The organism is Alteromonas sp. ABH2_165 (assembly GCF_056159945.1).
The window spans coordinates 833,963-846,273 of the sequence record NZ_JBSWWF010000001.1; the positions used below are offsets into that span (position 1 = coordinate 833,963).

10 protein-coding genes are annotated in these 12,311 nt (G+C 46.7%); 7 read left to right on the forward strand and 3 right to left on the reverse strand.

The genetic code is table 11. The annotated features are described in order from the left end of the window. The first annotated feature begins 58 nt into the window (after positions 1 to 58). The 5 genes from ACXAFQ_RS03710 to fusA all read left to right on the forward strand — a co-directional run bounded on the left by ACXAFQ_RS03710 (position 59) and on the right by fusA (position 5,278). Positions 59 to 958 (forward strand): transcriptional regulator GcvA, encoded by a 900-nt coding sequence (locus ACXAFQ_RS03710; RefSeq protein ID WP_070123543.1) that lies wholly within the window; start codon positions 59 to 61, stop codon positions 956 to 958. Further along, entirely contained in the window at positions 948 to 1,583 is a 636-nt protein-coding gene (locus ACXAFQ_RS03715) for an alpha/beta family hydrolase (protein ID WP_474818204.1), read from the forward strand. The genes ACXAFQ_RS03710 and ACXAFQ_RS03715 overlap by 11 nt, the downstream gene beginning before the upstream one ends. After that, a complete protein-coding gene (locus tag ACXAFQ_RS03720; RefSeq protein ID WP_474818205.1) occupies positions 1,576 to 1,956 on the forward strand; it encodes a DUF423 domain-containing protein in 381 nt (126 codons plus the stop codon). The genes ACXAFQ_RS03715 and ACXAFQ_RS03720 overlap by 8 nt, the downstream gene beginning before the upstream one ends. Next, on the forward strand, positions 1,949 to 3,025 hold the full coding sequence (rlmM, locus tag ACXAFQ_RS03725) for a 23S rRNA (cytidine(2498)-2'-O)-methyltransferase RlmM (protein WP_474818206.1): 1,077 nt from the start codon (positions 1,949 to 1,951) through the stop codon (positions 3,023 to 3,025). Before ACXAFQ_RS03720 ends, rlmM begins: the two co-directional genes overlap by 8 nt. Before the next feature lie 165 nt (positions 3,026 to 3,190). After that, on the forward strand, positions 3,191 to 5,278 hold the full coding sequence (gene fusA / locus ACXAFQ_RS03730; RefSeq protein WP_474818207.1) for an elongation factor G: 2,088 nt from the start codon (positions 3,191 to 3,193) through the stop codon (positions 5,276 to 5,278). 542 nt (positions 5,279 to 5,820) lie between these two features. On the opposite strand, the gene ACXAFQ_RS03735 is transcribed toward fusA, so the two are convergent. Genes ACXAFQ_RS03735 through ACXAFQ_RS03745 form a run of 3 tightly spaced genes read right to left on the reverse strand, consistent with a single transcriptional unit; the run spans position 5,821 to position 9,734 of the window. After that, positions 5,821 to 7,836 (reverse strand): transglutaminase TgpA family protein, encoded by a 2,016-nt coding sequence (locus ACXAFQ_RS03735; protein ID WP_474818208.1) that lies wholly within the window; start codon positions 7,834 to 7,836, stop codon positions 5,821 to 5,823. Then, positions 7,833 to 8,792, reverse strand: coding sequence for a DUF58 domain-containing protein (locus ACXAFQ_RS03740; protein ID WP_474818209.1), 960 nt, complete (start codon positions 8,790 to 8,792; stop codon positions 7,833 to 7,835). The genes ACXAFQ_RS03735 and ACXAFQ_RS03740 overlap by 4 nt, the downstream gene beginning before the upstream one ends. 24 nt (positions 8,793 to 8,816) lie before the next feature. Further along, positions 8,817 to 9,734, reverse strand: coding sequence for an AAA family ATPase (locus ACXAFQ_RS03745; protein ID WP_474818210.1), 918 nt, complete (start codon positions 9,732 to 9,734; stop codon positions 8,817 to 8,819). 203 nt (positions 9,735 to 9,937) lie between these two features. Between ACXAFQ_RS03745 and seqA the strand changes: the two genes are divergently transcribed. Both seqA and pgm read left to right on the forward strand, forming a co-directional pair. Then, the gene (gene seqA, locus ACXAFQ_RS03750; protein WP_474818211.1) at positions 9,938 to 10,522 is read left to right on the forward strand and encodes a replication initiation negative regulator SeqA; all 585 of its coding nucleotides are present in this window, start codon (positions 9,938 to 9,940) and stop codon (positions 10,520 to 10,522) included. A gap of 45 nt (positions 10,523 to 10,567) precedes the next feature. Further along, the gene (gene pgm, locus ACXAFQ_RS03755; protein ID WP_474818212.1) at positions 10,568 to 12,220 is read left to right on the forward strand and encodes a phosphoglucomutase (alpha-D-glucose-1,6-bisphosphate-dependent); all 1,653 of its coding nucleotides are present in this window, start codon (positions 10,568 to 10,570) and stop codon (positions 12,218 to 12,220) included. The last annotated feature ends 91 nt before the right edge of the window (positions 12,221 to 12,311 follow it).

The window sequence follows — 12,311 nt, forward strand, 5'->3', positions numbered from 1 at the left end:
TATTGATTAGAAAAACTAATGTATATTTCACGCAAGTTTCATAACCCGGTACCTTCCCTTGCAACGACGCCTTCCTCCACTTAATGCTCTCAAAGCCTTTGAGGCCGCTGCACGTCATCTTAGCTTCACCAAAGCTGCGGAAGAGTTGTTTGTCACTCAGGCTGCGGTAAGCCATCAGATAAAAGCCTTAGAAGAATTTTTATCGATGAAATTGTTTCTGCGGCGTAACCGAACATTGTTGCTTACCGAAGAAGGGCAAGCCTATTTTCTTGAACTGAAAGATATCTTCAAAAACTTGCAGGAGGCGACAGAGCGCTTATTAGCGAAAGGCAGCAAAGGGGCGATTACGGTGGCCATGCCGCCAAGTTTCGCCAGTCAGTGGTTAGTGCCGCGGATAAGCCGCTTTAGTATTGAACATCCGGATATTGATGTTCGCATTAAAGCGGTGGATTTCGACGAGGGTTTTCTCGAAGACGATGTCGACGTGGCGATTTATTACGGAAAAGGCCGCTGGAGCGGGGTTAAAGCGGATAAGCTGCATACTGAATTCCTTACACCGCTTTGCTCGCCACTATTGTTTAATGGCCCGAAACCACTAGAAAGTCTGAGTGACTTGCGTCATCACGTACTGCTACATGATTTAAGTCGCGAGGCGTGGAAGAATTGGTTAAAGAGTGTGGGTGTAGCGGGTGTGAATGTGAACCAAGGGCCGGTATTCAGCCACTCAATGTTGGTTTTGCAGGCTGCGGCACTCGGGCAGGGCATCGCGCTAGGTAATACGATACTTGCCCGGCCTGAATTGGATGCAGGTCGTCTTATTATGCCTTTCGAAGAAAAAGTCGCCAGTCGGGATGCTTTTTATTTGGTATGTGATGAAGCGCAGGCAGAATTAGGTAAAATTGCCGCCTTTAGAGCCTGGATTTTGGCTCAGGTAGAAGAGGAACAGAATGACCTTTAGCACCCAGATTACCCCAGCAGAAAATGAAGCCGCCACCTTGATTCTGGCTCACGGCGCCGGCGCCGGTATGCATTCCGATTTCATGGCCGACATGGCGATGCGGCTGGCTAAGCATAAACTCACCGTTATTCGTTTTGATTTTCCTTACATGCAAATCATGACTCAAACCGGCAAGCGTCGTCCGCCGGAGAAAGTTGAAAAGCTAGAAGCACATTTTCTAGCCCAAATTGATGCGTTGCGAGCATCAGTTTCTAGCCCGCTATTTATTGGTGGTAAGTCAATGGGGGGCAGGGTATCAACACGCATTCTAGAGCAGGCAGACGTTAGCGGTGCTATTGCTTATGGTTACCCGTTTCATCCACCAGGAAAGCCAGAGAAATTACGTACTGCACATCTTGAGGCATTATCTAAGCCGCTATGCATTATTCAGGGGGAACGGGATACCTTCGGAACACAAGGTGAAGTTGCTCAGTATCCGCTGTCTTCCTCAATCGAAACCGTCTTCCTGCAGGACGGTGATCATAGTTTTAAGCCACGAAAAGCGAGCGGTATTACTTTTGATGACAACATGGCCGCTGCCGTATCGGCCACAGTGACGTTTATAAACAGGCATCTTCATGACTAAATCATTTGCTTTAATCGGTGCACTGGCTGCGCTTTGCAGTGTGATCTTTGGCGCATTCGGCGCACACGCACTCAAGTCGGTGTTGTCTGCTACGCAACTTTCTGCGTATCACACCGCGGTGGATTATCAGTTTTATCATGCCCTCGCGCTGCTGGGATTAGTGGCATTTCGCAATATCATCAGCGAACGACTTTTATTACTCTGCGGTGTGTTCTTTTCTGTAGGAATTGTATTTTTTAGTGGCAGTATTTATTTGCTTACGTTATTGGAATGGCGCTTTGTAGGCCCTGTTACGCCTTTGGGTGGCCTGTGTTTTATGATTGGTTGGGGTTGTCTTATCGCTGGCATAGTAAAGGGGCAGTGGCATGAATAGTTTACTGGTTTATTGTCGCCCTGGTTACGAGGCAGACACCGCTAACGAGTTAACGGCGTTAAGTACCCAGTTTGAAGTCTATGGTTACCCAGAATTTAAGTCAGAGCAGGGCTATATTCTGTTCCATTTTTATCAGCCCGGTGATGCCGACCGCCTAGGTGGTCGCCTTGCGGTAAGCGAAACCATTTTTTCACGGCAAATTGTGGTGGTTACCGCACATTTGGAAGGTTTAGATAAAACCAACCGGGCAGGGCCTGTGCTTGACGCCATTAGCCAGGCTGATACCGATGAATGGAAAAATACGTTGCTGTTTGTTGAGCATGCCGATACCGAAGACGGCAAGGTGCTGGCGAAATTCTGCAAGAAATTTACTGTGCCTTTGAGACAGGGCTTGCGTAAGCAGAATGCGCTAACCTTCAAAGAACGTAATGACGGCCGTGCACTGCATGTATTCTTTACCGATTACGATAGCTGTTATGTAGGCCATTCCTATCCCGATTACCGCAGCCAGTTTATTAATGGTATCTGCCGGTTAAAGTTTCCGCCCAAGGCGCCCAGCCGTTCTACACTGAAACTCGAAGAAGCTATTCTTACCATGCTGGAGGAGAACGACCGCACCACGGTTTTCCGTGAGGGGGCCCGGGCTGTGGATTTGGGAGCGTGTCCTGGCGGTTGGACCTATCAACTGGTGATTCGTGAAATGTCTGTGGAGGCCATTGATAATGGCGCCATTGATGACCATTTAATGGCTACCGGGCTGGTGGATCATTATGCGGCAGACGGATTTACTTATAAGCCAAAATATGGCCGTGTAGATTTGCTCGTGTGTGATATGATAGAGCGCCCCGACAGGGTGGCGGTGCTGATGAGTGAGTGGTTAGATAAAGGCTGGGCAGACCATGCCATATTTAATCTGAAGCTCCCGATGAAAAAACGTTATGACACAGTGACGGCCGCACTGGGGGAAATACATACGCGACTGGGTAAGAAAGCGTCTGACTATAGAATAAAGGTCAGGCACCTATACCACGATCGCGATGAAGTTACTGTTACTGCCATAAAAGCGTAAATCGCATTTGTGGTGGTATCTTTATGATTTTAAATATAAAATTAAAGGCTTGGCGTGGAATCGCTGAATAAGTTTTAGACTTTTTTCGCAAAGGACTATAAATCTGGTATTGAAATCCTTTATAATCCCGCCGTTTTTTTACTCTGAACCAACGAAAGTGAACTAATGTCAGACTTATCTCATTACAGAAACATTGGTATTTTTGCCCACGTAGATGCGGGTAAAACTACTACTACAGAACGTATTTTGAAGCTTACCGGTAAAATTCATAAAACCGGTGAGGTACACGACGGTGAGTCAACTACTGACTTCATGGAACAGGAAGCTGAGCGCGGTATTACTATCCAGTCTGCTGCGACTACTTGTTTCTGGAAAGATCACCGCATGAACATCATCGATACTCCGGGACACGTTGACTTCACTGTTGAAGTTTATCGTTCTCTGAAAGTACTCGATGGTGGTATCGGTGTTTTCTGTGGTTCAGGCGGTGTTGAGCCACAGTCTGAAACTAACTGGCGTTATGCTAACGAATCAGAAGTTGCCCGTGTAATCTTCGTTAACAAACTGGACCGTATGGGTGCAGATTTCTACCGTGTTGTTGGCCAGGTTAAGAAAGTACTTGCTGCTAACCCACTGGTAATGACCCTGCCAATCGGCATCGAAGACGAATTCACAGGTGTTGTTAACCTGCTGGACATGAAAGCGTACATCTGGGACGACTCTGGCCTGCCAGAAAACTACGAAGTAGTAGATATCCCTGCTGACATGGTTGAAAAAGCGAACGAATACCGTGAGCAACTGGTTGAAACTGCTGTTGAGCAGGACGACGACCTGATGATGGCTTACATGGACGGCGAAGAGCCTTCTCTGGAAGACATCAAGCGCTGTATCCGTAAAGGTACTCGCGATATGTCATTCTTCCCGACTTACTGTGGTTCTGCATTTAAAAACAAAGGTATCCAGCTGGTTCTGGACGCAGTAGTAGACTTCCTGCCTTCTCCTACAGAAGTTGATCCACAGGATCTGACTGACGAAGAAACAGGTGAACCTACTGGTGAAGTTGCAACAGTATCTGTTGACGAGCCGTTCCGTGCTCTGGCGTTCAAAATCATGGACGACCGCTTCGGTGCGCTGACCTTTATCCGTATCTACTCTGGTAAGCTGAACAAGGGTGACACCATCCTGAACTCTGCTACTGGTAAGACTGAGCGTATTGGTCGTATGGTAGAAATGCACGCCGATGAGCGTACAGAACTGACTTCTGCGCAGGCAGGTGACATTCTGGCTGTTGTAGGTATGAAGAACGTTCAGACTGGTCACACCCTGTGTGATCCTAAGAACCCTTGTACCCTAGAGCCAATGATCTTCCCTGAGCCGGTAATCTCTATCGCTGTTAAGCCTAAAGATAAAGGCGCTAACGAGAAGATGTCTATCGCTATCGGTAAACTGGTTGCAGAAGATCCTTCGTTCCAGGTTGAAACTGATGAAGATTCTGGCGAAACCATCCTGAAAGGTATGGGTGAGCTTCACTTAGACATTAAAGTAGACATCCTGAAGCGTACTTACGGCGTTGAGCTGGAAGTTGGTCAGCCACAGGTTGCTTACCGTGAAACTATCACTACTCCGGTAGAAGACAGCTACACGCACAAGAAACAGTCTGGTGGTTCTGGTCAGTTCGGTAAGATTGATTACCGCATCCGTCCTGGTGAAACTAACTCTGGCTTCACTTTCAAATCTACCGTTGTTGGTGGTAACGTACCTAAAGAATTCTTCCCGGCTATCGAGAAGGGCTTTAAAGGTATGATGGAAGAAGGTCCACTGGCTGGTTATCCGGTACTGGACGTTGAAGTTGAACTGTACGACGGTGGTTTCCACGCCGTTGACTCATCAGCTATCGCGTTTGAAATTGCAGCGAAAGGTGCATTCCGTCAGTCTATGCCTAAAGCGGGTCCTCAACTGCTTGAGCCAGTGATGAAAGTTGACGTGTTCAGCCCTGAAGACAACGTAGGTGACGTAATCGGTGACCTTAACCGTCGTCGTGGTATGATCAAAGACCAGGAAGCTGGTGCTACCGGCGTACGCATTAAAGCAGATGTACCTCTGTCTGAAATGTTCGGTTACATCGGTCACTTGCGTACTATTACATCTGGTCGTGGTCAGTTCTCTATGGAGTTCAGCCACTACTCAGCATGTCCACAGAACGTAGCTGAAAAAGTAATGGAAGAAGCGAAAGCGCGTAAAGCTGCTAAGTAATTCTTCTCTAAAGCTTTGAATAACCCGCCATCCGGCGGGTTTTTTTTACTTTTTAAATAGCAAACCTGTACCAGACCTGTACTTGCGAGGTGGAATAAGGCTGATAAAGTGAGCCCAAACAAGGAGATAAACAATGCAAATATTGTTGCAGGTTGCGGCTACAATTTTTCCGCTAGGATTGTTGTGTTACCACCTTTGGTTTAAACAAACCTGGTGGCGAAATTGTGTGATAAAAAGACGTCAAGGAAATAAAGACACCATCACTATCTATCCTGATATTATGTCTTGGCTGAGGCTATCTAAGCCGATTAGTATTCCAGCATACAGCCTTTCTAGAGTATTGGTAACGAAGCACTGCCTATTGTTTTTCACTGGCCCATACAAAATTGCTGAAGTATGGATGCTGAAATGGCAGATCGATGGCATTGCACAAGAGTTAGAGAGCCGCTGCCCTCATGCATCTATCGAATATCAACCTTTCTTTCCCGCTGAACATGTCGAGAAAGTTGAGCATAGTTATTTTGGTTTGAGGTTTAACACCTTTAGCGGGGGTAAGTATCACGAAGTGCTTGATACACAAGACGACATCTTTGATTTATTTTTTCAACTCCCTGAGAATGACCCCCATACTCTATTGCCTCATATTCCTGAGTCAGAGCAAGAAGCGCCTGCGACAGACGTGGAGGAAAAATAGCTTTGTAATGTTCGTAAAACTGCCGGGGGCTTCGATTGTCGCGCCGTATGTTAAATTGTTTCTCAATACTTCCGATGGTTGTGAGGTAGCGCTTTTGATGTTTGGAGATCGCCTTCCTGCGCCAGGAAGGCACAAAGTAAAGTGTGAGCAGCAGTGCAGTTAAAGCAAAAAGACCAAAAGATAGAATACTCATTTTTAACGTGGATATATCACCTAACAAGCGTTTGAATACGTCGGTTTGGTCATTATTATCGAAGCCTAGTACCCAGCGATTCCACAAGTAATCCATTCTCGCATTCAAAGTTCTCAAATATTCAAACACTTGCCACTGATTAATACCATTTAAAGGGTGTTCACCCTGCATCTCATTTGAAAAGCGAGCGGCATGCTCAAAACCTTCGAGGATTCGGGAAGGCGCGACAACAGTAGTAGGGTCAAAGGTACGCCAATACCCATCAATCAATGCTTCTACCCATGCGTGTGCGTCGTACTGATAGACGTTGATGGTATTATCGTTTATTGGTGTACCACCTTGATAGCCTGATACTACACGCGCTGGAATGCCAGCAAGGCGAAATGCATAGGACATTGCACTGGCATAGTGGGCGCAAAAGCCAACTCTAGCCTCAAATAAAAAACGGTCAACAGGATCAACCAGCATTGCAGGAGGGGTGAGTGTGTACTCGAAACCTTCATCTGCAAAGTAATCCATCAACGCTACGGCAAAATCGTTGTCCTGGGGGTGCTGCTGTCGAAGTGAATTGACCCATTCGCGTGTTTGCGGGTTGCCACGTTCTGGAACCTGGGTATTAATGGCTTTATCCAAGGCCCGGTTTGAAGAAACCCTTTGCGTTTGAGGGTAGGATGCAACCTGGTAAGCGAAGCGGCTATAAACGGGTTGAAGTGCGGATAGTTGATAATTCCAACCTTGCCAAAGTTCCTGACTGCTCGCGGCAGAATCCGGTACCGCGGTATCTAGAGCATACAACCAGGTTTTTTGTGTAGGCTCTGTAACAACCTCGTACCGCAATGCCTCCCCGCTTACAGCCGGATAAAACTCCCTGCGCATTTGCTGGAGTTGTACTTGCGCATAGAGGCGGGTTTCACTGGCCGACCACGATTTGCCATCAAAGTACTCCAATGTCATTGCCCGCCAATAACGTGATTGTTGTGCTGGCAGGGCGGTGGTAAATGTTGCACTGAAAGCTAAATCTTCTGATTGCGCTAAATTAGCGATGTCGCCCGGGGTAATTTTATCGGTTAATCCAGTTTCCGTAGATTTACCCTCAGGCATTTTCCACAGTGGCGGAATTCTGGGCATAAAAACGAAAAGCATAAGAGCAATGGGCAGGGCCTGCAGCATTAAAATCGTACTTTTATTTCTTCGAAAAGCAAAGCCTGCGGAGGGATTGTGCGCAGAGAACAGAATAAAAAGCAGTACGATAAGCATCGCGGCATAAAAGAGTGTTCGGCCTAGCGATTGGTAGAAAATAAAGCCACACGCGAGTAAGAATATTCCGCAGATAAATAACTGGAAAAAATCCCTGCGCTTGGAAAGGAGCATGAGTTTCAGTGAGCTTGCCATCAACAGCAAGTTAACCATAACACGGAGAAAATCTACGTTATTACTGGTTGTTACCAGGGCGACACCGGCTAAAAGTGCCAGTAAGTTTACCATTCGCCGGCCTGGCATATGGTTATAAAGGCCACTATAAAGGCATATTCTCACCACGGCTGCGCAAATACACAAGAGCAGAACCCACAAGTGAATTTGACCGAAAAGCGAGAGGGAAAGCACTAAAAAAAACAACGAAATAAGTAAGCTGTCGCGGTTACCTGCTACAGGAAGTGATGGCGCCATCATAAGGCATCACCTCGCTGGTACAATGCCAGCGCTTTTAGGCATGTGCTGCGATGCGCCGGCCCCACCGATGGTGGAATAATAATGTTGCCCAGTTTAAGGCCGTACTCACTGCCCGCCGCAGATAACTGAACAATTTGCCAGCACAACACCGAAAGGGCGGTTTCTGTATCGAGATTAGATACCGAATCAATATCCAGATAACCGCTGGTTGCCTGCTGCTCAGTAAACACTTTATTTAACCAGTCATCGCCTTTGGCCACACGTTTCCAAGCGACCCGACTTAACGATTCACCGGCCTGCCAAGGGTAAAGCGCATAAAAATCGTCGGTACCTGACTGGTTTTTGCGGCCTTTGCCATTCTCTGAATGCCATTCCGCCAACAATATTTGTTCAGCTTTTTGCGAGGGGTAAACAAGGAGTTTGTGGCCGAAGTCTAAATGGGTCCAACATTTTATGAGGCCCAGGGGCCATGAACAGGTAACCGTAACGCGGGGCAGTCGATGAAAACCTCTCGACGCAGTGGGAAATGGTAGGTGGTGAAGTTTCTTTTCCATTTCTAAATCGAGCATGTGACGATTTTTGTCGCCATACCACTTAATCTCTATTTGTCCGTGCAGGGGCTTATCGTTTTCTTCTATTCTGATTTCAAGATAACTGTTTTCTCCAGCAAATACCGGTTTTACCTCGTAGGCGGTAAGCAGCATGCCGGCCACATTTTTGTAGGCGCTGAAAAGAGCAATAAGTACAAGACTGATCAGAAACTGACTTAAAAAGAGCAACAGGTTATTTTGATAATTGATGGCCAGCAGAAAAAGGCACAACGTCATCACTAAATAAAACACGCCGAATACGCCGGGAAAAATAAATATATTTCCATGGCTCAGGCGATGTGAAGGCTCCGGTGGCATTCGGGAAGCCAGCCATTTTAATGACAAAGACTCAAAGGCAGCTTTCATGTAATTACAACAGTAAAAAGGCGATCAGGCTGCAAGTGGGTCAACACTGTTGAGCAGTCTCTGGCTAAGTGTGCTTTCTTCAAATTGCTCCTGCTGATGTCCCCGAAGTCTATGTTCTGCAACAGCAGCAAAAACCGCCTGAACATCTTCTGGAATCACATAATCGCGATCGTGAATATAGGCCCAGGCTTTCGCAGCCCCGAGTAAAGCGCGACTGGCACGAGGAGAGAGCGGTTGTGGGTAACCACTTTCTTCACGACTTTGGTTCACCAGGTTCAGCACATAGGTCAACACGGCATCACTACATCGAAGGTCAGCAACGGCTTGTTGGTGTTTAAGTAAATCTTCAACACTGATACAAGAAGACAAGGGGTCTTTGTCTCTGCCTTGTGACTGCTGCAGCATGGCTTTTTCTGCTTCCCACGACGGGTAGCCTAACGATATGCGCATGAGGAATCGATCGAGTTGTGACTCTGGCAATGGATACGTTCCGCTTTGATGACTGGGGTTCTGAGTTGCCACAACGAAAAATGGTGAGGGTAAAGAATAGGTTGTGCCATCCACGCTCACCTGGTGCTCTTCCATTGCTTCAAGTAATGCGCTTTGCGTTTTGGGTGATGCGCGATTTACTTCATCTGCTAACACCAGTTCATTAAATACTGGACCGGGGTGAAAACGGAATTCGTGGCTCTGCTGGTCAAATATATTCACGCCCAGCATATCAGCAGGTAACAAATCAGAGGTAAATTGGATGCGTGAATATGACAGTGTAAAAACATGGGCAAGCGCGTGTGAAAGAGTGGTTTTTCCCATACCAGGTAAATCTTCAATAAGAAGATGCCCTTTGGCTAGCAAACAGGTTACCGCCAGCTTAAGCTGGTGAGGCTTACCAATGATATGCTCTGACAAGGTATCTATGACCGTTTTAAACTCTTTGCGCATAAGTTGTCCCGCAAACATTGTTCAGATTTCACAGATGCTAGCAATTTCACAGAGAAATGCGGTTATGCTGTTGATACCTAAGTATAGACAGCTGGCATACATCATAGGGCAGATTATCTGTAAATCGCAATCTGTGTTTGATTTTGTGCTGTTTTCAATTTCCGGGTTGTCTATAATGATGCGGCTAATAAAGGAAGTATCTAATGAAAACCATAGAAATTGATGACGAGTTGTATACGTTTATTGCAGCTCAAACCAAGCATATCGGCGAGAATGCTTCTGATATCCTTCGCCGTCTGCTGTTACCGGAATCGCCAGCACCACAAACTACACCAAAGGCAGAGCCAAAGCCCGCAGAAAAAAGCGTGGCCAAAAGCACGCCTGTTAAAGCGCGCCAACCAGCAACGAAAAAAACGCCCACTGTGGTAGAAAAGGTGCAACATGGTAGTGGTGAAATAGAAGCCAGACTGGATGCCTCAGTACTTGCCCAATATACCAAACGCGTTGATCTGTTTTTGTTTATCCTTTCTGAACTCCATGATTTGCATTCAGATGCGTTTGCTCAGGTTGAACAAATCAAGGGTAAGAATCGTATTTACTTCGCAACGAGTAAAGAAGCACTTCTGAGCACCGGAAGTAGTACTAATCCGAAACTTATTCCAGATTCACCGTACTGGGTAGTGACGAATAATAACACGGCTAAAAAAGTCGCGATGTTAGAACAAGTCATGAAAACCCTGGGTTATGGTGATGAGGCGACGGGATCGGTTATCGCAAAATTCGCTTAGTTTAGTCTTGGTCAGCAAGATGCTTATAAAGGAAAAGGACGAAAAATGGCATTACACCCCCATGCAGGAGAACCCGCAGCGCCGGAGCAACTTATCAATGTTGCTGAGTTAATAACGCAGTATTTTACCTTTCAGCCCGATGTGAGTAAGCCTGCTGAAGCGGTAAGTTTTGGTACTTCAGGACACCGCGGAACTGCAGCAAATACCACGTTTACCGATGTCCATATCGCCGCGATCTGTCAGGCGCTTGCTGAATACCGTGAAGCACAGGGCATAGATGGTCCACTTTATATTGGTAAAGATACCCACGCGTTATCTGAACCCGCAATGATAACGGCGATTGAAGTACTTACCGCCAATGGTGTTGAAGTGGTAATTCAATTAGCCGACAACGCGAGCCGCGGCTACACGCCAACGCCAGTCATTTCACGCACCATTATCCGTTATAACCGTCAGCGAAGTGAAAACCTGGCAGACGGTATCGTGATTACGCCATCTCATAATCCGCCAAGCGATGGTGGTTTCAAATACAATCCTCCCCACGGTGGTCCGGCAGATGGCGACGTCACGTCAGTTATTCAAAAGCGCGCTAACGCGCTTATCGCCGATGGCAATAAAGACGTTAAACGTATCAATATCCAGGCAGCGAGAGCAGAAGGTAAAGTTCAGGAAGCGGACTTTATGGAAGCGTATATCGATGACCTGGCGAGTGTGGTTGATATGGAAGCCATTGCCAAAGCGGGCTTGAAATTGGGCACGGATCCTCTTGGCGGCGCCGGTGTTGGTTACTGGGAGCGTATTGCCGAAAAATATGGTCTAGACATTACGGTAGTAAACGACAAAGTTGACCCGCAGTTTGGTTTTATGCGTCGCGATAAAGACGGCAAACTTCGTATGGATTGCTCATCGGCTTATGCCATGGCGGGTTTGATTGAGTTGAAGGATAAGTTCGACTTGGCGTGGGGGAACGATCCTGATTTTGACCGCCATGGTATTGTTTGCCCAAGCTCTGGCTTGATGAACCCGAATCATTATTTGGCTGTTGCCATTAATTACCTGTACCAACATCGACCGAACTGGCCAAGCTCACTCAAAGTGGGTAAAACCCTGGTATCGAGTTCCATGATCGACCGTGTCGCCGACAGTCTTGGACGCGAGCTGGCAGAAATGCCTGTCGGTTTTAAGTGGTTCGTGGGTGGCTTATCTAACGGCGAAATCGCTTTTGCTGGTGAAGAAAGTGCGGGGGGAATTTTCCTCCAACGTAATGGCACAACCTGGGCGACAGATAAAGACGGTTTTATTATGTGTCTGCTAGCCGCTGAGATTCTCGCGGTAACGGGGAAAGATCCTGGCGAACATTATGCTGCTCTAACAGAAAAATTTAGCGCACCGGTTTACCAGCGTGTCGATGTAGCAGCTACACTTGAAGAGAAACAAAAACTGTCTGCGATGGATGCCTCTGTAGTAACCAGTGATTCGCTGGCCGGAGAGCCCATTACAGCGGTGCAAACCCACGCGCCAGGTAACAATGCTGCTATTGGTGGCGTGAAAGTCTCTACTGAAAACGGCTGGTTTGCAGCACGCCCTTCAGGTACTGAGCAGATTTACAAAATTTATGCTGAGAGCTTTAATGGTGAAACTCACTTACAGTCACTTATTAAAGAAGCTGAAGAATTAGTAGCGAAGATCATTAAGTAAAAACGCACATGTTGCATTAATATCAAAATATTGTAAATTTAATGTTAATAAATGGGCTACATTTAAAAATGCAGCCCATTTTTTTTGAAAA